At 38.4% G+C, this 21,985-nt stretch carries 20 protein-coding genes and 1 other RNA gene; 16 read left to right on the top strand and 5 right to left on the bottom strand.

What is annotated here, in order from left to right:
- Position 1 precedes the first annotated feature (1 nt).
- Positions 2-400 carry a phage holin family protein gene (locus tag L1999_RS20115; protein WP_235740188.1) on the top strand — a complete coding sequence of 133 codons (399 nt, stop codon included), beginning with the start codon at positions 2-4 and terminating at the stop codon, positions 398-400.
- Entirely contained in the window at positions 397-1,014 is a 618-nt protein-coding gene (locus tag L1999_RS29685) for a glycoside hydrolase family protein (protein WP_275677139.1), read from the top strand. The genes L1999_RS20115 and L1999_RS29685 overlap by 4 nt, the downstream gene beginning before the upstream one ends.
- A gap of 15 nt (positions 1,015-1,029) precedes the next feature.
- Here L1999_RS29685 and L1999_RS20100 read toward each other — a convergent pair whose 3' ends face one another.
- Both L1999_RS20100 and L1999_RS20095 read right to left on the bottom strand, forming a co-directional pair.
- On the bottom strand, positions 1,030-1,356 hold the full coding sequence (locus tag L1999_RS20100) for a TenA family protein (RefSeq protein ID WP_235740186.1): 327 nt from the start codon (positions 1,354-1,356) through the stop codon (positions 1,030-1,032).
- A gap of 4 nt (positions 1,357-1,360) precedes the next feature.
- The gene (locus L1999_RS20095; protein WP_235740184.1) at positions 1,361-1,597 is read right to left on the bottom strand and encodes a hypothetical protein; all 237 of its coding nucleotides are present in this window, start codon (positions 1,595-1,597) and stop codon (positions 1,361-1,363) included.
- 296 nt (positions 1,598-1,893) lie between these two features.
- On the opposite strand from L1999_RS20095, the gene L1999_RS20090 reads away from it, so the two are divergent.
- From L1999_RS20090 to L1999_RS20080, 3 genes are read left to right on the top strand one after another with little or no spacing between them, the layout of a single operon-like run.
- Positions 1,894-3,165: an FtsK/SpoIIIE domain-containing protein gene (locus L1999_RS20090; RefSeq protein ID WP_235740182.1), complete on the top strand. Its 1,272-nt coding sequence runs from the start codon at positions 1,894-1,896 to the stop codon at positions 3,163-3,165.
- Positions 3,101-3,694 carry a replication-relaxation family protein gene (locus tag L1999_RS20085; RefSeq protein WP_235740181.1) on the top strand — a complete coding sequence of 198 codons (594 nt, stop codon included), beginning with the start codon at positions 3,101-3,103 and terminating at the stop codon, positions 3,692-3,694. The genes L1999_RS20090 and L1999_RS20085 overlap by 65 nt, the downstream gene beginning before the upstream one ends.
- A gap of 12 nt (positions 3,695-3,706) precedes the next feature.
- Complete coding sequence (locus tag L1999_RS20080; protein WP_235740176.1) at positions 3,707-4,174, top strand: hypothetical protein; 468 nt, start codon at positions 3,707-3,709, stop codon at positions 4,172-4,174.
- 265 nt (positions 4,175-4,439) lie between these two features.
- Here L1999_RS20080 and L1999_RS20075 read toward each other — a convergent pair whose 3' ends face one another.
- Entirely contained in the window at positions 4,440-4,943 is a 504-nt protein-coding gene (locus L1999_RS20075) for an Hsp20/alpha crystallin family protein (RefSeq protein ID WP_235740175.1), read from the bottom strand.
- Between the two features lie 169 nt (positions 4,944-5,112).
- On the opposite strand from L1999_RS20075, the gene hcp reads away from it, so the two are divergent.
- Entirely contained in the window at positions 5,113-6,402 is a 1,290-nt protein-coding gene (gene hcp / locus L1999_RS20070) for a hydroxylamine reductase (protein ID WP_235740173.1), read from the top strand.
- Positions 6,403-6,445: 43 nt separating this feature from the next.
- On the opposite strand, the gene L1999_RS20065 is transcribed toward hcp, so the two are convergent.
- Positions 6,446-7,144 (bottom strand): Crp/Fnr family transcriptional regulator, encoded by a 699-nt coding sequence (locus L1999_RS20065; RefSeq protein ID WP_235740170.1) that lies wholly within the window; start codon positions 7,142-7,144, stop codon positions 6,446-6,448.
- A gap of 172 nt (positions 7,145-7,316) precedes the next feature.
- On the opposite strand from L1999_RS20065, the gene L1999_RS20060 reads away from it, so the two are divergent.
- The 8 genes from L1999_RS20060 (at position 7,317) to L1999_RS20025 (ending at position 16,539) form a co-directional block, all read left to right on the top strand.
- Complete coding sequence (locus L1999_RS20060; RefSeq protein ID WP_235740169.1) at positions 7,317-9,620, top strand: DEAD/DEAH box helicase; 2,304 nt, start codon at positions 7,317-7,319, stop codon at positions 9,618-9,620.
- The gene (locus L1999_RS20055; RefSeq protein WP_235740167.1) at positions 9,611-10,861 is read left to right on the top strand and encodes a ribonuclease H-like domain-containing protein; all 1,251 of its coding nucleotides are present in this window, start codon (positions 9,611-9,613) and stop codon (positions 10,859-10,861) included. The genes L1999_RS20060 and L1999_RS20055 overlap by 10 nt, the downstream gene beginning before the upstream one ends.
- Before the next feature lie 398 nt (positions 10,862-11,259).
- A complete protein-coding gene (locus L1999_RS20050; RefSeq protein ID WP_235740166.1) occupies positions 11,260-11,679 on the top strand; it encodes a CotD family spore coat protein in 420 nt (139 codons plus the stop codon).
- A gap of 122 nt (positions 11,680-11,801) precedes the next feature.
- The gene (locus L1999_RS20045; protein WP_235740164.1) at positions 11,802-12,362 is read left to right on the top strand and encodes an SLOG family protein; all 561 of its coding nucleotides are present in this window, start codon (positions 11,802-11,804) and stop codon (positions 12,360-12,362) included.
- A gap of 131 nt (positions 12,363-12,493) precedes the next feature.
- Positions 12,494-12,796, top strand: a complete 303-nt coding sequence (gene gpsB, locus L1999_RS20040; protein WP_098530451.1) for a cell division regulator GpsB — start codon at positions 12,494-12,496, stop codon at positions 12,794-12,796.
- Between the two features lie 79 nt (positions 12,797-12,875).
- Positions 12,876-13,278, top strand: an RNA gene (rnpB, locus tag L1999_RS20035) — RNase P RNA component class B.
- Positions 13,279-13,444: 166 nt separating this feature from the next.
- Positions 13,445-14,584, top strand: a complete 1,140-nt coding sequence (locus L1999_RS20030) for a THUMP domain-containing class I SAM-dependent RNA methyltransferase (protein WP_235740163.1) — start codon at positions 13,445-13,447, stop codon at positions 14,582-14,584.
- Positions 14,585-14,613: 29 nt separating this feature from the next.
- The gene (locus L1999_RS20025; RefSeq protein ID WP_235740161.1) at positions 14,614-16,539 is read left to right on the top strand and encodes an ATP-dependent DNA helicase; all 1,926 of its coding nucleotides are present in this window, start codon (positions 14,614-14,616) and stop codon (positions 16,537-16,539) included.
- A 114-nt stretch (positions 16,540-16,653) separates the two neighbouring features.
- On the opposite strand, the gene L1999_RS20020 is transcribed toward L1999_RS20025, so the two are convergent.
- Positions 16,654-17,346 carry a Crp/Fnr family transcriptional regulator gene (locus L1999_RS20020; protein ID WP_235740160.1) on the bottom strand — a complete coding sequence of 231 codons (693 nt, stop codon included), beginning with the start codon at positions 17,344-17,346 and terminating at the stop codon, positions 16,654-16,656.
- Between the two features lie 217 nt (positions 17,347-17,563).
- Here L1999_RS20020 and L1999_RS20015 point away from each other — a divergent pair, with 217 nt between their 5' ends.
- Both L1999_RS20015 and L1999_RS20010 read left to right on the top strand, forming a co-directional pair.
- Positions 17,564-19,927, top strand: coding sequence for a nitric-oxide reductase large subunit (locus L1999_RS20015; RefSeq protein WP_235740159.1), 2,364 nt, complete (start codon positions 17,564-17,566; stop codon positions 19,925-19,927).
- 506 nt (positions 19,928-20,433) lie between these two features.
- Positions 20,434-21,939, top strand: coding sequence for a carboxypeptidase M32 (locus L1999_RS20010; RefSeq protein WP_235740157.1), 1,506 nt, complete (start codon positions 20,434-20,436; stop codon positions 21,937-21,939).
- Positions 21,940-21,985 lie beyond the last annotated feature (46 nt).

Below are 21,985 nucleotides of genomic sequence, written 5' to 3'. Positions count from 1 at the left end.
CATGAATTGGGAAATCTTTTATAAGTCAGGTGCAACCGTAACAGGCGCAGTCGTAGGCTACCTATTTGGGGGGTGGAGTGTCTTGCTGCAAGTATTACTTACCTTTGCTGCCTTTGATTATCTTAGTGGTTTGCTTGCTTCCGGTGTCGAAGGTAAGTTAAACAGCAAAATAGGATTTAAAGGAATCGCTAAAAAATTGATGATGTTTTGCTTGGTGGCATTAGGACATTTAATAGATAAAACTATGGGTGAGGGTGATACCGTTCAATCGGCTATCATCTTTTTTTATTTAGGAAACGAAGGGCTATCCATCTTAGAAAATGCAGGGCGTACAGGATTACCAGTACCAAAACAGATTAAGGATGCTGTTCAAGTATTGAAAGGGAGGGGTTCTAAATGAAAATTTCACAAACTGGAATTAAACTAATCCAACAATTTGAAGGCTGCTTACTTGTCGGGTATAAAGATGCTGTAGGTGTGCCTACTATCGGCTGGGGGCATACTGGCGGTGTAGTGGTAGGTCAGCGGATTACACAAGCTAAGGCTGATGAATTGCTCAAACAAGATTTAAAAAGGTTTGAGGATGCAGTCAATAAGTTAGGTCTTAAACTCAATCAGAACCAATTTGATGCGCTTGTTTCCTTCGCTTATAATGTCGGCCCCGGAAATCTTAAAAAGCTCGTAGAAGGGCGCTCATTGAATCAAGTAGCCGATAATATTTGCTTATATTGCAAAGCAGGAGGGCAAACCTTAAACGGCTTAGTGAAGCGTAGAAATGCTGAAAAAGCCTTGTTTTTGAAACCTGTTCCTGTTGCCAATCCTTATCCTGGCCATCCAGTTAAACAAGGATCTACCAACACCATAGCGACTAAATTAATTCAAAAGGTAGCTGGGGCAAAGGTGGATGGTGTATTTGGTCCACAGACAACGGCAGCGGTCAAAGCGTGGCAAAAGAAACACGGCCTAGCAGCTGATGGTATAATCGGCCCTAAAACCTGGTCAAAAATGTTTTAATGAAAAAGGCCCTTCTCATTTGAGAGGGGCTTTGTTTTTTACCCGTACATTTATTTCTCCTTTATAAATCTCCCCTTTTTCCTTTCTGTAATTATTTAACCAGTTTGCTTTTCTTATTAATATTTTATAGTCGCTTGAAACCATTTGTATACTTATCCCAAATAACCCTGCGTAGTAAGAATGACTCTGTAAATTGCTATCCAAGGCATCATTAATCAATTGTTGATATCGACTCATTACTTGTTGTTTTCTCTTTACATTTAAATAAATATATAAGTCTTGTTTTGTATAACCAATATGAATTAATTCTTTTATTTTGTTAATGTACTCGTGTTTAAGCATCTACTTATTGCTCCTTCAAACCGTATTTATACAAACCTTCAGGATATCCTTCTTCTTTTAGTTCAACTAAATCTTTATTCATTAAATACATAAGAGCCCCTATTTGAAACCCTCTAATCTTATCTCCGTTACTATCACCAACCCAGGACTTATTGCTTGTTGTCCAAGCAAAATACCCTTTTTTCAAGTCGTTTAAAAGTTTAGCTTCTCTCCCGTTACTTTTGATGAATCCATTTGCCATTTTTATTCCTCCCCAACTATCGATCATCTATATTATAATATTCCTCATTAATTATTGAAAACCTGTTTGATTTTCCTTTTGGGTAAAAATATTTTTCCCTATAGGTCATAATGGTCAAACTGTGCTAAATATGCTTTATTACATACCCAAATTAATGCCTACCTAGTAGAGTGTATGGGAATATTCCCGATACTACTCTATCAACGATAGTACTACCTTATTTGTATTTCTCTATTTCTACAACTACTTACTACGTAAGTTTCAATGAGGTGGCGCAAAGAAAGGAGGAAAATCGAATGATTTTTGAAGTGTTGTCTTCAACAATTTTTGGAGCAATTTCGTTGAAAGCTTATTTATCAAAAAGTGGAGAGGGGAACGACTCAAAAAAATTAAACAAGATCTTTGCTCTCACAGGATTAAATGTCAAAGATGGTTCCCGGACCTTGACCACTCAACTTCTTAAAAAAAAGAATTATGAGTGGGGCACCGAATACCGTTACCGTATCCCTTTAGGTAGAAGTTTTGAAGACTATGTTTCCAAACAAAAAGCGATTGAGTCAGGGCTTAATACTCGTTCGGTGAAGGTTGAGTTTAAAGACCTAAAAACCCTCAAATTAGACCGAAACATCGTTCAGAATATAAAAGGTCTATACACTAAGAAACTAAGCTCACAGAAGGAAATAGAGCTATCATACGATGGGATATTGAAAGTCAGAGTCTACAATGAATCTTTACCTAGCAAAATCCCATGGACAGAAGAATTACTAAGACAAAATACATGGTCCGTGGCTATTGGGATGAATCGAACCGAAACTATTTACCACGACTTTGACAAACGAAAACATTTGATTATTGCTGGTTCAACAGGTTTTGGGAAGTCTGTAATTATGAAGTCGATTATTACATCATTAATTCTTTCTAAGCCGGATGATGTCTCTTTTTCTCTAGTTGATCTCAAAGGCGGCCCGGCTTTTGCCCGATTTAAAAATTGTAAACAGGTCGTAAACTTTGGAACCGATATGAAAGAAGCGGCAGTCATTTTAAAAGATGTTCAAGAGCAAATGAACCGAAATTATAAAAAAATTGTAGATGGTGGCTTTGAAGATGTTTCCGAAGCAGGAGTAAAGAAAAGACATTTTCTCATTGTCGATGAAGCTGCCGATTTGGTGGATGATGGGAAGAGCATGGATATATTAACAGACATCGTAAGGAAAGGAAGAGGGGCCGGCTACTACGTGATTTATGCAACCCAATACCCTTCTGCTCAAGCGATCAGTATGCAGATTAAGAGAAATATTCCGGCACGGTTATGCTTTGTTTTGGATAGTTCATCAGCTTCTATGACCGTCTTAGACAAAGTAGGAGCCGAAAACTTACCCGAAATACCAGGCAGAGGGATATACAAAGAGGTAAAACAAACTACTCTTCAAACTCCTTTTATGAGTAACGACCTAATTAAACAACTCATACAACCTTACATTGTTAATAAGGAGGAAAAGAAAGTTGAAACCCCTAAACGAGAGACAAGAGCGAATACTTTTAAGCTTGAAGAAACTAGATTATCTTAATCGGGAACAGCTTCAAAAAATCCATCGACTAGGGCAAAAAAGAAATGCCAATAGGATCCTGCAACAATTATCCCCGTATCTTAGCAATTACCGTGAAGAATTTTCCACTATCTATTATCTCAATAAAACAGGTCGTGAATATGTCAATTCCCAAAAAGTCCGAAAGAAAAGTAATTTTGTGCAGCATGTCATTATGAGAAATGACTTTTATATTTTTGTTGGTTTTCCTCATGAGTGGAGAAATGAAATGAAGTTAACGGATGGAATTAATACCGTGGTCTGTGATGCGTGGTTTAAAGCAAATGGAAGATACAACATTCTAGAAGTTGACCACATGCAAACCATGAAAGAGAACAAAGCCAAAATCGAAAGGTACAGAGGATTATTAGAAGCTGGGGCAGTGGAAAAGCATTTTGGGTATTTTCCTATGCTCATTTGGTTGACCACAACTAAGCTAAGAAAAGCTAAATTAGCGGAACTGTGTAAAGGATTACCTCATTTCATCTACACCATGGACGACATTAAATAAGGAGTGAAGGAAATGAAAACTATTCAATTTCATGACTTTATGACAGGCGAGTATAAAGTAAAGGAGAAAAAAAGAAGAAATAACCGAGTGAAGAAGGTTGCCCACTTAGCGAGTGCTGCTGTCCTTCCATTGGCTACTTGTGGAGCAGTGGGCACACTTGGATTTGCCATGAAAGCTTTTGCGGCAACTACTTCAACCCCTGTGAGCGCACCTGTGGTCATAGAGGTAGGAGCGAAGGAGTGGATGAGTGAACATACCCTCTCTACTCTTGCCCACGTACTAGACCCACTTGTCGATATCATGGTGGCCCTATCCTTCCCGATTGCTTCCGTGATCATAGTCGGCTCATGCTTTTTCTTCATGTTTGGTAAATCAGAGAAAGCTTGGGATGGCATTATGAAAGCTGGATTGGGATATGTTTTAATTCAAGTTTCCCCTCTTATTTTAGATGTGTTAAAGCAGGTAGGAAATGCAGTATAAACAAAAAATGTGGTCAGTGCCGAAATTGACCACTGACCACAAAAATTTCACGCACTTATAATCATATGAGGAAAGTAAACGAGTTAATAGCTTCTCTGGGTGGTGAAAAGCTATTAAAGGAAACAAAGGGATATTGAACCATGAAGTATCCTCGCTCGTAAAAGGATTTGGGGGTATCTTTAAGGCTTAAATTATTTCAGAGTATAAAAAAGACGGCTAATAGCAGCCGTCTTTTCCTATATGGAGGAAACAAAAAAATAGTAAGTTATTCTTCTATGTCTATTACTTTACCTTTTTCCTGAGGAATGTGGATTTGTAACAACCCATCACGGTACGAAGCCCGAACCAATTTTTCATTGATCGCATGGGGCAGGGAGATCGTCCTAGCAGCATGCTGACGGAAGTATTTACGTCGATATACTTGGGTAAGTTCGTTTTCCTCTGTTTCTAATTCGCTATTTTCAACAGAGATGGTTAAATAGTTTCCTGTAATGTTTAATTGGATTTGCTCCTTTTTCACGCCAGGCAGCTCGGCTGAAATAATATATTCCTTTCCTGTTTCTACCGTTTCCACATGAAAACCTGCCGCCGTAGGAAAAGGAGTTTTAAAAAACTCATCAATTGTTTGTAAAAATCCCCGCATCGGTTTATCAGTGAATAGGTCATTCATTGATTTGATTAAATCCCGGAAAGGTTCTGACAGCGGGGATTTACGGTTATTTTTATCATTCGGAAGCATGGATGACATCATTATTCCCTCTCTTTCCATTATTTCACTCCATATTATATGCATAGAAAAATAGGTAGGTGCTGACATATGTTCGTCACAAATTTTTGAACATTCTGTTACAAATATGGCAAATGTGATTTGAATCACATTTAAGAAGTGAGAAAATTTGTACGCTAGGATAGAAATATAATGAAAGTGGGGAAGTTACATGTTCTGTTATCAATGTGAACAAACACCAACTGGCGGATGCAAGGTAATTGGTGTTTGTGGTAAAGATGAAACAATCGCCAGCTTACAAGATACGATAATTTTTGGGTTAAAAGGAATTGCGGCCTACAGAACACATGCCAATCAACTAGGGTATACGGACCCATTTGTGGATGCGACAACACATGAAGCACTTTACATGACATTAACTAATTCAAACTTTAACGTACAGGAACATATTGATATGGCTATGAAGGTGGGACAATCTGCGGTCCGCGTTATGGAAATGCTTGATGAGGCCCATACAAAACGTTTGGGAATCCCAGAACCAATCCGCGTTAGTCAAAATAAAATTGAAGGCAAGTGTATTGTTGTTACGGGACATAACCTATTCGCCTTAGAGGAATTATTAAAGCAAACTGAAGGAAAAGGTATTAATATTTACACACACTCTGAAATGCTGCCTGCACATGGCTATCCTGCCTTGAAAAAATACGCACATTTAAAAGGTAATATAGGTAAAGCTTGGTACGACCAGCGCCGCCTATTTGAAAAGTTCCCAGGAGCTATACTTGCTACTACCAACTGTGTAATGCCAATTAAGGGTACATATGCTGATCGGATGTTCTCCTATGAAGTTGCCGGACTTGAGAATGTTGAAAAAATTGTGAATGATGATTTTACCTCATTAATTAATAGAGCATTGGAGCTTCCTGAAGCAGCAATTGAATCGGAAGAAACATTACTCACTGGATTCCACCATGAAACCGTTCTAGGTTTAGCACCAGAGGTTATTGATGCTGTGAAAGCAGGTAAAATTAAACGCTTTTTTGTTATTGCAGGATGTGACGCTCCTGGAAAAGGAGGGGAATACTACCGAGAGCTTGCTACATCGCTTCCTCCCGAAACAGTGATATTAACGACTTCTTGCGGTAAATTCCGCTTTAATGATGTAGATTATGGGGTAGTACCTGGAACAAACATCCCTAGGTATATTGATTTAGGTCAATGTAATAATTCCGGTTCAACCGTGAAGATTGCCTTAGCATTGGCGGACGCGTTCGGCTGTGAAGTAAATGAATTACCAGTGAGTATCGTCTTATCTTGGTTTGAACAAAAAGCAGTAGCGATTCTGTTAGGTTTATTCAGTTTGGGAATTAAGGACATTAGAATTGGACCTAAACCGCCTGAATTTATTTCAGAAGGAGTTCTTCAGGTCCTTCAGGATACTTTTAATCTTAAGTTAATCGGTACAGCCAAAGAAGATATGGAAGAAATGCTTCAGCTGTAATCATAAGAAGAACACCGCAGGCATAAAAACTGCGGTGTTTTTATTATAGTAGATTTAATTCCTGCATCAGCATAGATATATCCAAAATCATGTTTCCTTCATGGTCTAGTTCTATTAATTCCTCTTTTTTCATTTTCGTCAATGTCCGGCTAATGGTTTCCCTCGTAGTTCCAATCATATTGGCAAGATCTCTATTCGTAAACTCTGATTTCAGTTGAATCGTACCATCCGTCTGTTCCATTCCATGTTTCTGAGCTAAACGAATAAGAAGCTTGATAATTTGTTCATATGTATTGTTTAAAATCTGTTCTTCTAAGCGATTTTGTAAATCAACAATTTTCTCTCCAAGCACCTTAAACACTTTAATACAGAGCTCTGGATTTTCGATTAATACCTTCTCAAATTTTGAAATAGGAACTGCAATAAGGGTAGAAGGCTCTAACACTTCTGCATAGGCAGGATAATCGCCCTTTCTAAAGAATCCAACATGGGGGAACATTTCTCCTTTTTTTGCAATCGCTACAATTTGTTCTTTACCACTTATATCACTTTTATAGATTTTTATTTTTCCATCAAAGATAAAATAGACGTTTTCGAGTGGATCGCCTTGGAGAAAAACATGACTATTTTTTTTCCACTCCCTGGCAATCGAAATATTCGCTATTTTTGTCAATTCAAAATGGTCTAATTCACGGAAAAGGGTAAAACCACCTAGTACACGTTCAATATCTTCTATTTTCATATAATCACCTTTCAAATCAAGTTCATTCCATTTATATTGTAACAAAATATGGTTATAACGTTTACTCTATCATAATGGTAAAAGGTTACAATCCTGTTAATGGATTAAATTTTATTTTATACCTTTAATAACGAACGTCTATTCGGTAAAATAAGAGTTATGAGGTGAGAACATGAAGCTAAAAAAAAACCTGCAGGAAATCCTTGCAGATTTAAAAATAAACCAAGAATTTAAAGAAAATATAGTCACATGGCATACGATTGAACACAAGCCAGCCCAATCTGTAGACTTGCCACAGGACCTGCATCCTGTTTTAAAGAAATCTCTTTCTATTAGAGGAATTGACCAGCTCTATACTCATCAAAAATCAGCATATGATGAAATTATTAGTGGGCATAGTATTGTAGCTGTGACACCAACTGCCTCTGGAAAGACACTTTGCTATAATTTGCCGGTGTTACAAACCATTTTGGCTAATCCTAATGCACGAGCTCTGTACATTTTTCCAACTAAAGCACTCGCACAAGATCAAAAAAGTGAAATTAATGAAATAATTGAAGCGTCCGGCGCTGACATAAATAGTTATACCTATGACGGAGATACTCCCGCAAACATCCGCCAGAGGGTAAGAAAAGCTGGACATGTAGTCATTACCAACCCAGACATGCTTCATTCTGCGATCCTGCCGCATCATACAAAATGGGTATCCTTATTCGAGAATCTTAAATTTGTTGTTATTGATGAACTCCATACATACCGCGGTGTGTTTGGCAGTCATGTTGCCAATGTAATCAGAAGATTAAAGCGGATTTGCCATTATTATGGAAGCAATCCTGTGTTTATATGTACTTCTGCCACTATTGCTAATCCTTTAGAACTTGCGGAGAAGTTAACCGAAGAGAAAATGACGTTGATTAATAATAATGGTGCACCAAGTGGAACGAAACATTTCCTCTTTTATAACCCTCCGATAGTGAATAAGCCATTAAATATTCGCAGAAGTGCAACACTTGAAGTTCGTAAACTAGCAGGGGAACTATTGAAAAATAAGATTCAAACTATTGTATTTGCTAGAAGCAGAGTAAGAGTGGAAATAATTCTGACTTACTTGCAGGAATTAGTTAAAAATGAGTTGGGTGCAAAATCAATAATGGGATATCGAGGCGGATACTTGCCAACGGAACGAAGGAAAATTGAAAAAGGCTTGCGTTCAGGGGATATCTATGGGGTTGTCAGCACGAATGCTCTTGAACTGGGCGTGGATATTGGACAGCTGCAGGTTTGTATTATGACAGGCTATCCTGGGACGATATCGAGTGCTTGGCAGCAAGCAGGAAGAGCAGGCAGAAGACATGGCGAGGCTTTGGTTATAATGGTAGCCAGTTCGAGCCCGCTTGATCAATATATTATTCAAAACCCTGATTACTTTTTTAATAAAAGTCCCGAAACAGCAAGAATTAACCCAGATAATCTCATTATTTTAATTGATCATATGAAATGTGCTGCCTATGAACTGCCGTTTAAGTCGGGTGATTTGTTTGGAAATGTGGAAACGGACGAGTTACTCGAATACTTAGCAGAGGAACGTGTGCTCTATCGGAATGGAGAAAAATTTTTCTGGATGAATGATTCATTTCCGGCTCATAACATTAGTTTACGATCAGCCTCACAGGAAAATGTTATAATCGTCGATCAATCAGATATAGCTCATGTGAAGGTCATCGGTGAAATGGATCGTTTCTCCGCCATGACATTGCTCCATGATGAGGCCATTTACTTACATCAAGGGACACAATATCAGGTAGAGAAGCTCGATTGGGATGAGAAAAAGGCCTTTGTTCGTGAGGTCGATGTAGACTATTTTACAGATGCCAACCTGGCAGTTCAATTAAAGGTTTTAGAGGTTGATAAACTACAAACATTCTCTAAAGCAGAAATAGGGTATGGCGATGTAAGTGTACGGGCGATGGCTACTATTTTTAAAAAGATTAAATTTGAAACTCATGAAAACATTGGGTCCGGTCCGATTCACCTCCCGGAGGAGGAGCTTCATACAAATGCTGCATGGATTTCGTTAAGTAAACCGTTAGTAGAAATGGGACAAGAGCGTCTCGAGCAAGGGCTGATTGGCGCTGCAAATGCCCTTAATCATATAGCTCCCTTATTTGTCATGGCTGATCCCCAGGATATCCACGTTATACCCCAAGTTAAAGCAGATCATAATGAAAAGCCGACGATTTTCTTTTATGATCGTTATCCGGGCGGGATTGGATTAAGTGAAAAAATATATACAGGTATGTCTGAAGTATTTAATGAAACCTTAAAAATGATCCACCGCTGCCAATGTCAGTCAGGATGTCCTTCTTGTATTGGCACTGAAGCTGTTAGTGAAACAGCTAAAAATGATACTGTTAATATTCTCGAGACATTCCTGCGAACTCCACGGTTAGGTGAGGAAGTTGCAACATGTCACTAAAAAACAAATTGAATCGTTTAAAACCGCATCTGTCGGTTGGTGCTCATTCTGAAAAGGAAAAAAAGCATCTTCCTGAAGGTTCTTTAATTGATATCCCATTTCGTGATAAATGGGAACAAGAACATGTCTCTCCCTATTTCTTAGATGAAAATTATTGTTTAATTCGAGAGGTAAGATACCCTCTGTCCTATCAGCATGGGCACTATCAGTTTCAAGAATTACGAACGGCAGTTAATTGCTGGAATAGAAAAGAAATTAAACATCCAATATCGTCTAAAGGGCATAGTGTGGAAGAATTATTCTTTTTTGACACAGAAACGACAGGGCTTGGGGGCGGAGTTGGAAATACCATTTTTATACTTGGTTATGCTAGTGTTTCTGGAGAGGAGCTTATTTTAAGACAGCATATTTTGCCAAATCCAGGTGCTGAGGTTCCCCTATATCAAAGCTTTTTGGAAAAAGTGAACTATCGAACACTCGTCACATACAATGGCAAATCGTTTGATTGGCCACAAGTAAAAACACGACATACACTAGTCAGAGAACATGTCCCAAAACTGCCTGCCTTTGGACATTTTGATCTTTACCATGCGGCCAGAAGACTCTGGAAACATAAATTAGATAGAATGAAGTTGTCCATTGTTGAAAAAGAAGTATTGGGAGTGGAACGAATGGATGATATACCGGGCTATCTGGCACCTATCATTTATTTTGATTTTATTGAAAGTAAACAACCTGATGGAATGCTTGGTATTTTAAAACATAATGAAATCGACATTTTATCCCTTGTTACGTTGTATACTCATCTGACATTTCAGCTTTCGGGTATGGACCAGAATCAAACACGACCTGAGACTTATGAAGTAGGGCGTTGGTTTGCTAGCTTAGGAGAAACGGAACAAGCGGAAAAAGTCTTAACCACCCTAACAAAGGAGCAGGATATAACATCCAAACAGGCAAAGTTACTCCTGGCCTACCAGCAAAAAAAAGAACGTAATTGGATCAGCGCACGAAATTTATTTATGGAAGTTGTCGATTCTGAGGATCTGCAAATAAGATTAGAGGCCTGTATTGAGCTGGCCAAAATTTTTGAGCATAGGCTCAAAGATCTTCCAAAGGCCATTAAATATTGTCAGGAAGCCATTCATTCTGTATCTGCTGATCCAATAAATGAGAATAAGCCGTTACTAGATCAGCTGCAAACCAGGCTTTCACGCTTGGAAAAAAAGTACGATAAATGATCCTAAATAAGCCCAACGTTCACTAATTTTTGCCGAGCTATTCAACATGATTAATAGTTGATCGGTATGTCACAAAATTTTAATATTTTTTATGGAGAAAACCAGCATTCCCATATTGTTTATCAGACTTGAAAAAGGTAAAATTGAAAATTGAGTTGAGAAAAAAACGACTATAAAACTTATGGAGCTGGTAGTATGTATAAAGCAATTCTTTTCTTATTTTTTATTGTCGTCTGTTTGACTGCCGTTGTTTTAACAAGTTTAAAAGACAGCTTTTATACTATGTTATAAAAACAGCATAGCTAAAATCAAAAAAATAGGTATTTTCATTAGTACAAGAGTCGCTCCTTTAACATAGGCTGTTAATGTAAACAGAATATTTGAAGGGAGATTTTCATATGTATCTAGGAACTAATTTTTTACCTCCAGTCATTCATCCGACGCAACAAATTGTGAACCATACGTTTTCAACAACGGTGGTGCCACATATTCATCCGGTTCATACAACCACAGTGAACCATCATATGTTCCAACATAAACATTATTGTCCACACACTGCATCATGTGCAGAAGAGTGCTGCAATCAGCACATTGACTGCTGTAACACATGTGCACCGGCAGCGGCTCCAATGCCAATCGCACCAATGCCAAATGCTGTACCTAATGCACCAGGCTTTGGTGGAATGGGTGGTCCGGGCTTTGGACCAGGCGCACCGGGCTTTGGACCAGGCGCACCGGGCTTTGGACCAGGATTTGGACCAGGACCAGGACCAGGCTTTGGAGCAGGGCCAGGATCTTTTAGAGGCCGCAGACCATAGTAATTGGATTGTCTTGCAAGGGCTATTTAGCCCTTGTTTTTTATTTTCTTATTATATGTTATGTTCTTAGTAATAAAATGTTTGTCCCAATTTTAAATAATTTTAAAAAAAGGAGAAAGAGTTTGGTAAAAGTTTTAGCCATTTCGGGTTATAAACCTTTTGAATTAGGGGTATTTAATAAGGACCATCCATCTGTTCAATACATCAAGGCAGCCATAAAAAAGGCGTTACTGCCCATGATTGAAGAAGAATTAGAATGGATCTTAATCAGTGGTCAACTAGGTGTAGAACTTTGGGCTGCCGAAGTAGTATTTGACTTACAGACTGAATATCCTGAGTTAAAGCTTGCAGTGATTACTCCGTTTTTAGAACAGGAATCGAACTGGAATGAAACCAATAAAGAGTGGTATTCAACGATCTTAATGCAAGCGGATTTCGTCGATTCTATTACGAAAAAAGGGTATGAAAAGCCATGGCAATTTCGTTTGAAAAATCAATTCTTTGTGGAAAAAAGTGAAGGCCTGCTGCTTTTGTATGACCATGAAAAAGAGGGAAGTTCTAAATTTTTGTACGAATTCGCATTAGACTATCAAAAGCAGCACAATTATCGAATCGAATTAATTACGTTTTACGATTTGCAAATGATTGTTGAGGAAGAACAGTTTAAGCAATCTGACTTTTAAGGAGTAGGATTAGTGGGTGCCACATATGAATGAAATGTTGGCACAAATCCTGAATGTAAAAGAAAATTGACAAAAGGACTTATTTTTGGAAAAATAATAGGTAATGATTGGCTAAACTTGAGGTGATTTGTATGTTGGCTGATAAGGTCAAATTAACAGCTAAGGATATTTTAGAAAAAGAGTTTAAAACTGGTGTTCGTGGTTATAGACAAGAAGATGTGGATAAATTTTTAGATTTAATTATTAAAGACTATGAAACGTTTCATCAAGAAATTGAGGATCTCCAGCAAGAGAACCTAAGGCTTCGTAAGCAGCTTGAAGATACGTCAAAAAGGCAGCCGGTGGCACAGCCTGCCGGAACCACCAATTTTGATATTTTAAAAAGATTGTCTAATCTAGAAAAGCATGTTTTTGGTAATAAACTTTACGATTAACATTTTGTACCGCAGTTTCCTAATAAAAACCATTGTATATTCAACAAGAAATACATATAATAAGAAAGTATCATTAATGACGTTCGGGTAATCGCTGCGAGGAGCTTTAAGCGAATCGTTGAGGAAAGTCCATGCTCGCACGAGCTGCGATGCTCGTAGTGTTCGTGCCTAGTGAATTCATAAGCTAGGGCAGCTGAGTCTAGCATTCAGTTGACGGCCGGGAAAATACCTAAGTCCCAACCGGATATGGTATGAATACCTATAAAAGTGCCACAGTGACGTAGTCTTTCTGGAAACGGAAAGGGTGGAACGGGTAAACCCCACGAGCGAGAAACCCAAATTATGGTAGGGGCGTTTTCTCTGAGGAATTGAACGAGGAGAAAGACAGATTCAACTTGAATCTGTAGATAGATGATTACCACCTGTGTACGAGACCCAAAAGGTCGTTTGCAGTACAATGGTACAGAACATGGCTTACAGAACGTTATTAATGTTAAAAATGCTGGATATTAAGGGCTCTCCTAATATGGGGAGCTTTTTTATTGCCAACAACTGCATTCGTTTGCAGCATTTTGTCAATAATGTAAGCGACAAGTTGAACGATAAGGGTACTAATACATACATTTGAATTTATGTAAGGGTGAAAATATGGGAAAATATCAAATTATTGCAACCGCAGCGATGGGGTTAGAAGCCTTAGTTGCGAAAGAAGTACGATCACTTGGTTATAATTGTGAAGTGGAAAATGGCAGGGTTACCTATTCTGGGGATGAGACTGCGATTGCACGAAGTAATTTATGGCTGCGAACGGCAGACCGCATTAAAATTAAAGTAGGCGAATTTAAGGCCTTTACGTTTGATGAACTGTTTGAAAAGACAAAGGCACTTCCCTGGGAACATTTTTTGCCTGAAGATGCAGAATTCCCTGTTATTGGGAAATCGGTTAAATCAAAGTTATTCAGTGTCTCAGACTGTCAGGCCATTGTTAAAAAAGCAGTGGTTGAACGTCTGAAAAAACAGTATAAGCGAAATACCTGGTTCGAAGAAAGTGGTGCTCTATACCGGATTGAAGTTGCTTTGTTAAAAGACGTTGCAACTATAACAATTGATGCCAGTGGCAGTGGACTCCATAAACGAGGATATCGGATTGATCAAGGGGAGGCACCGCTAAAGGAAACATTGGCAGCTGCACTCGTAATGTTAACGAACTGGCAGGCTGATCGGCCTTTTATGGATCCTTTTTGTGGATCAGGTACCATTCCAATTGAAGCAGCGATGATTGGGCAGAATATTGCACCAGGATTTAACCGGGAATTTGCTTCTGAAGCTTGGAATTGGATTCCTGAAAAAGTGTGGGATGATGCACGAATGGAAGCAGAGGATTTGGCAAAGTACGACCAGCCATTAGACATTAGCGGCTCTGACATCGACCATCGAATGGTTAGAATAGCGGAAGGTAATGCCGTGGAAGCTGGATTTGGTGATTTAATTCATTTTAAACAGATGCAGGTTCGAGATATATCGACAAGTAAAGAGTATGGGGTTATTGTAGGAAACCCTCCATACGGCGAGCGGCTTGGAGATAAAAAGGCAGTGGAGCATATGTATAAGGAAATGGGCCAGGCTTTTAGTAAACTCGATACCTGGTCGATTTATATCATGACTTCGAATGAAGATTTTGAGCAATTATACGGAAAACCGGCAACAAAGAAGCGGAAGCTGTTTAATGGATTCATTCGGACGGACCTTTATCAATATTGGGGCAAGAGACCCCCGCGGAACGAGTAGGAAAGAATATTTATGGGGGAGGGGTTTTCATGCACAACCGAATGCCATTTGAAATTTCAAAAACGGAGTCTTTTTATGACAAGTTAGGGGAATGGATTGGCGACCTATTTTATGATGTATTACCGGAAGCAGGTTTTGAACTACGAGACGAACAAATTTATATGGCTTTTCAATTAGAAAATGCCTTTAAAGAGAAAAAAGTAATGTTTGCCGAGGCAGGAGTAGGAACGGGGAAAACGATTGTCTATTTACTGTATGCTATCATGTATGCTCGTTATACGAATAGGCCTGCAGTGATTGCTTGTGCTGACGAGACATTAATTGAACAACTGGTTAAAAAAGAAGGAGATATTGCAAAGCTTGAGAAGATTTTAGATTTGCAGATAGATGTGCGTCTGGCAAAATCAAGGGATCAATATCTTTGTTTGAAAAAACTGGATCAGGTCAAAAACAATAATTTTTCGGATGAGATTTCAGAGGTTTATCAGGAACTTCCTGATTTTGTTCATTCCGTTGGATCCATGCAGTCTTTTGAAAGATATGGTGACAGACGGGATTATCCATCTCTTTCGGATGAAATTTGGAGTAATGTGAATTGGGATGCGCTGCAGGATTGCTTCTCTTGTGATAAACGTCATCGCTGCGGCTTAACTCTGCACCGGGAATTTTATCGACATGCGGCCGATTTAATCATTTGTTCTCATGATTTTTACATGGAGCATATTTGGACGAAAGAATCACGAAAACGGGAAGGACAGCTGCCGCTGTTACCAGAGCATTCCTCTGTCGTATTTGATGAGGGACACTTGTTGGAATATGCTGCACAGAAAGCATTGAGCTACCGTTTTACGGATTATACATTAGATACATTACTAACTAGGTTAATGGAAAACGAAGTCCGTGAAAAGACGTTATATACGATTGAAGAGGCGCTTTTGGCAAATGAGGCATTTTTTGATGCTATTTCTCAATTTTCTTCTCAATCACAAGGATCTGAAAAACAAGTCATAACCAAGCATCCATTGGTGATGAAAACCTGTCGAAAGCTGCTGTCAACCTTGCAGTCACTTGAAGAAGAGCTGGTTTTTGAAAGTGAGTTATATGTAATTAATGAGTATGATTTGAAAATTGTTGAGGAATATTTAGAACAAATTACCTATTCACTATCATTATTCCTTCAAGAACTGAATGGGATTACCTGGTTTGAAGAAAAGGGTGGAGAAAGAACCCTTGTGATCATGCCTAAAATGGTCGAGGAAGTAATGCGTGAGGAAGTATTTTCACAGAAGAAGCCGTTTATTTTTTCTTCAGCTACACTTTCAAATCATAAGTCATTTGATTACATGGCCAATAGCCTTGGCGTTAGCGAATACGTTTCTTTTTCCGTGGCGTCGCCATTTGATTATGATGAAAAAATGAAAGTATTTCTGCCTCGTTTTCCAAAAGATGAGGTCGATGGGAAGGTTCAATATTTAATTAAGCAAATTACTCAGTCTGAAGGACGAGCATTAATTCTCCTTAATAACCATGAAGAATTATTAGTTCTTAAGAAGCAGCTTTCAAGTGCCTTTCCTTATCCTGTATATTTTGAAGGAGATGAGGAGATTAGCACGTTGGTTTCGAAATTTCAAAATGAAGAACATGCTGTTCTCTTTTCGATTCATTTATGGGAAGGGCTTGATGTTCCAGGCAGGTCATTAGAAAATGTCATTATTTTTTCTCTTCCGTTTCCGCCTAATGATCCGGTATTTACTGCTAAAAAGAATGGGCTTACTAATCCCTTTTTGGAAGTAGACTTACCCTATATGCTTCTCCGGCTTCGCCAAGGAATTGGCAGGCTAATTAGAACTGAAAAGGATGAGGGAACCGTCCATATCCTTCTCGATGATGAACTGGATGTAACTGTGCTGCAAGAAATAAAAGCCGTCCTGCCGACAGACCCAATCGAAAAATAAAAGAAAGCGGAAGTTTAAATTGCTTCCGCTTTCTTTTTTATTGTTGATTTTTAGCATGTGGATTGGAGCGAAGCCGCCTGGAACGGAAATCAACATTCAAGATTAACACAGCCTTTAATAAAATAATTCCTGTTCGAGAGCCTCACGGTTGATTAAGTAAAATCCATTCTCATCTTGGGAAACCAATGATTTCTTTTTAACCTGGGTAATCGTTCTGCTGACGGATTCTCTTGAGGTTCCAATCATATTCGCTAATTCACGATTAGTGAATTGAGTCGTTAATTTATAAAGCCCTCCAACCTTTTCTCCATTAGATTTACATAGTCGAACAAGCAGTAAAATGATTTGTTCATACGTATTATGAAGGACTTGTGCTTCCAGCCTTCCTTGCAAGTCCACAATCTTTTCACCTAATACCTTAAACAGCTTAATACATAATTCTGGATAAGATATTAATATTTTTTCAAATCTATCAATAGGAATGATGATAAGCTCGGCATCCTCCAAAACCTCCGCGTATGCTGGGTATTTCCCCTTCCTAAAGAAACCAGCATGGGGGAACATTTCACCAGGCCCTAACACAGAGATTAATTGTTCTTTCCCCGTTAAATCGGATTTATAGATTTTAATTTTCCCTGAGTGGATAAAAAACACTCGATCAAGAGGATCGTCCTGCATAAAGACGTACATTCTATCTTTATAAAAACGAGCTTGGGCAATTTTTACAATTGGATCAAGTTCTTTAGCTGATAACTCTTTGAAAATCGGCACAATTGATAATCTTTTAACAATATCCTCACATTTCATTAACAACACCTCATGTAAGTCATTCATCTTCTTTAAGTTACATTTTAGCAGTGTTTACCTTGTAATTAAGTGACCTCCGTCATAGTGTCACATCTTTTGAAACTCATTCTCAATGATGTGAGAAAAATCACAGGGATACGATGAGGGACTTCACTCTATAAGTGATCCTCCACCGTTACAATAATAAATGTGAACAAATAAGAAAGGATGAATTTGGATGGAACTACAACGGGGGAAAACATTGAACAAAGTGGTGAATACAAATCGAAATGGTTTGTTAAAGTCAGTTTTAATAATTACTATTTTACTAAGCTTTACTGTCTTGCTTGCCGGGGGCTATTGGATATTCAAAGAACAGGCTCCAAGACCATTGCAGGTAACAAATGAGAAGGGTGAGGTTCTTTTTACAAAAGAGTCAATTATGGGAGGGCAAGCTGTTTTTCAAAAGTATGGTTTAATGGATTATGGAACAGTGTTAGGACATGGCTCTTACATGGGGCCAGATTATACGGCTGAAGCCCTTACAATCTATACAAAAGGAATGCAGGTTTTTAAGGCAAAGGAAAAATACAGCAAAGACTTTGACTCCCTTAATGATGATGAAAAATCGGTTATTAAAAATAATGTGATTAAAGAAATGCGTAAAAATCGCTATGATAGTGCTGAAGATACAATGAAATTAACAAATGCCCAAGCTTTTGGTCTTGAAAAGGTAAGAGAACATTATCAAGACGTGTTTACCAAAGGAGACGGTTGGGGGTTAAAGGCCAATCTGATTAAAGAAACGGATATGCCGGAAAAGAACCGGGCATATGTGGCGAAAGGTGACCAAATTACACAAATATCTGATTTCTTCTTTTGGACTGCCTGGTTATCAAGTACAGTCCGAAAAGGTGATACCATCACATATACTAATAACTGGCCTTATTACGAAGATGCCGGAAACCACCTTTCTTTTTCTGCGGTATGGTGGAGCGGTGCCAGTATTACACTATTTGTATTAATGGTAGGAATTATCCTATTTGTGTTTTACCGTTATCAGTTTGGGATGAAGGAAGCATACAAAGAGGGGCAATTCCCTAAAATCGATTTACGAAAAATTCCTGTAACAAGTTCACAAGTAAAGAGTGGAAAATATTTTGTTATTGTGTCTGTGTTATTTTTTGTTCAGTGTATGTTTGGTGCTTTACTGGCCCACTACTATATAGAGCCTGATAGTTTCTTCGGTATTAAGTGGATTCATGATATTCTGCCCTTTAATATTACCAAAGGGTTCCATCTACAACTGGCTATTTTCTGGATCGCAACATCCTGGCTTGGAATGGGTATTTATGTTGCGCCGCTTGTGGGTGGATATGAGCCAAAGAAACAAGGACTTTTAGTCGATATCTTATTTTGGGCACTAGTTGTCCTTGTAGGCGGCAGTATGGCAGGAGAATGGCTTGGTGCGAAGGGATATTTAGGCAATAATTGGTTCCTGCTTGGAAACAATGGCTGGGAATATATTGAATTAGGACGGATTTGGCAGTTAATTCTAATTGTCGGTATGCTAATCTGGCTGTTTATCGTTTACCGTGGAATTCGGGCAGGCTTAAAAAGAGAATCTGATAAGGGTGGACTAATTCATTTGTTATTCTACTCAGCCATTGCGGTACCGGCGTTTTATATCTTTGCGCTATTTATTAATCCTGGGACTAGTTTCACATTTGCAGACTATTGGCGCTGGTGGATTATCCATCTCTGGGTTGAAGGGATTTTTGAAGTATTTGCTGTTGTCGTTATTGGTTTCTTGATGGTTCAATTAGGACTTGTCACTAAAAAATCTACGGTCAGACAGCTATACTTCCAATTAATCCTATTATTAGGCAGCGGTGTGATTGGTATTGGTCACCACTATTATTACAATGGGTCAGCCGAGATTTGGCTAGGTCTTGGGGCTGTATTCTCAGCCTTAGAAGTTATCCCATTGACATTATTAATTCTTGAGGCATACGAACAATATAAAATGATGCGGGAAGGCGGGATTGATTTTCCTTATAAAGGAACATTTTGGTTCTTAATTTCTGTCGCCATCTGGAACTTAGTAGGTGCAGGTGTGCTAGGATTTTTGATCAATCTTCCGGCAGTAAGTTATTTTGAACATGGGCAATTCTTAACGCCAGCACATGGTCATGGTTCCATGATGGGGGTTTACGGGATGTTTGCGGTTGCAGTACTTCTGTACTCATTGCGTAATATTGTCAAACCCGAGTTTTGGAACGATAAATGGATTAAATTTAGCTGTATTATGCTCAATATCGGCTTGGCGGGTATGGTCTTCTTATCCTTACTTCCTGTTGGGTTCATTCAAATAAGAGAAGCTTTCCATCATGGATATGCAGCATCCCGTTCAGCAGCCTTCTTGCAAAAAGACCTTGTGCAAACACTCTTAACCTGGCGGGCGGTGCCTGACACCATATTCCTTATTGGTGTAGTGGTATTGTTGGTTTTCTGCATTAAGGCACTGTTTCATTTACGTAAACCAACGCATAAAGAGGGAGAACAGCTTCCTGTTAAAGATTTAGCGCTGGATGAAGAATAAGAGGAGAAAATCCGCAAAGCTCAGCTTTGCGGATTTTTCGTTTCGTTAATGAATCTCTCAAAGCAATCGAAACAAAAGATCTCTTTTTTGTCGCGATGAACACCATTTAAAAAACCATCTAAGCAATAAACTTCTTTCTGGCACCTACAACAACAGCCTACCAGTTCGGTCATGTTTATTCCGCCTTTATTCACAATTTATTAATAAAATTATGCCATAGGTGTGATAAGTAGCACAATGGGATTTATGTATATTCAACTATAATAAAAATGAAGTAAACAAACTATGGGAGGTGCAAACGTTATAAACCTGTAAATGATTCTAATCAATCATCAATTGATTAGTGCTTGAAAAACTCTCTCAACCCTTTTAAACTTTAAAATTTATTTTCCTAATAACTTCTCTTTTTTCTAACAACAGATATCCTGTTGTTTTTTTTTACTCTCTAAGTCAGCGATTTTGAATTGTATGTTAGAATTTAACTAATTATGCAGGGAGGTCTTGGTATGAACAGTAAGCAATTAGAAAAAGAATTCTTAGACTTTGTAAAAAAAATCTCCGCTTATAATGAGGCAATTGGACTAATTTATTGGGATTTGCGGACCGGGGCTCCAAAACAAGGAATAGAACAGAGGTCGGAAGTAATTGGAATGCTTTCCTCTGAAGTATTTAAAATGTCCACTTCCGAGGAAATGGCTGCATACATAGCTAATTTAACAAAACAATCGCTGACAGAAAAGACAAGCAAGATTTTGCAGGAATGCAAACGGGAGTATGAGCGAAATAAAAGAATACCCGAAGAAGAATACAAAGAATACGTCATTCTCCAATCCAAGGCGGAAAGTGTTTGGGAAGAAGCAAAAGAAACAGCTAATTTTGCTCTGTTTAGTCCTTACCTAGAAAAGCTAGTAACCATGACAAAAAGATTTATCAACTACTGGGGATACCAACAAAATAAATATGATGTTCTATTAGATATGTACGAACCTGGGATGACAGTAAGTGTACTTGATCAAGTATTTCAAGAGCTGAGGGACAAGATAGTCCCGTTAGTTAAAGCTGTTTCAGAATCTTCTTTTAAGCCAAAAACGGAATTTCTATTTGAAAAGTTTCCGAAAGAGCAACAACGAGTTTTTAGTTTGAAGATTTTAGAAAAAATGGGATACAACTTTCAGGCTGGGAGATTGGATGAAACCGTCCATCCTTTTGCTACCGGACTCAATCCCGGTGATGTCCGTGTCACCACAAATTACAATGAAAGTGATTTTAGAACGGCCATTTTTGGTACTATTCACGAAGGGGGGCATGCTTTATACGAACAAAACATCTCGAAGGAATTGATTGGTACACCGCTTTGTACTGGAACTTCAATGGGTATCCATGAGTCTCAATCCCTTTTCTATGAAAATATTTTAGGACGAAGCTATTCTTTTTGGAAAAACAACTTTGAACTTTTGAAACAGTATGCCGCAGATGGCCAATTTGATAATGTAAAACTGGACGATTTCTATCGAGCAATCAATGAGTCTAAGCCATCCTTTATTCGAATCGAGGCGGATGAATTAACCTATCCGCTCCATATCATTATCCGCTATGAAATTGAAAAAGGGTTATTTGATGGTGAATTTGAAGTAAAAGATTTACCAGAAATCTGGAATGATAAATATGAAGAGTATCTTGGGATCCGTCCGAAAAATGATGCAGAAGGAGTCCTGCAGGATGTCCACTGGGCAGGCGGCAGCTTTGGTTATTTTCCATCCTATGCGTTAGGTTATATGTATGCGGCCCAATTTAAACATAAATTGCTAGAAGAGATTCCCGAGTTTAATCGCTTGGTGGAAAATGGTGAATTTTTACCAATAAAGTCATGGCTGACTGAAAAGATTCATCAATACGGAAAATTAAAAAAACCACTTGAGATCTTGCAGGATGTCACTGGGGAAGGGCTGAATCCAAACTACTTAATTGATTATCTATATAAAAAATATTCAGATGTTTACAAACTAAATTAACGAAAAAAAGGCTTCAATCTCGATGATTGAAGCCTTTTTTGATCGA

Source organism: Neobacillus drentensis (assembly GCF_021560175.1).
Lineage (GTDB): Bacteria > Bacillota > Bacilli > Bacillales > Cytobacillaceae > Neobacillus > Neobacillus drentensis_A.
This window is presented reverse-complemented; position numbering and strand designations above follow the sequence as displayed.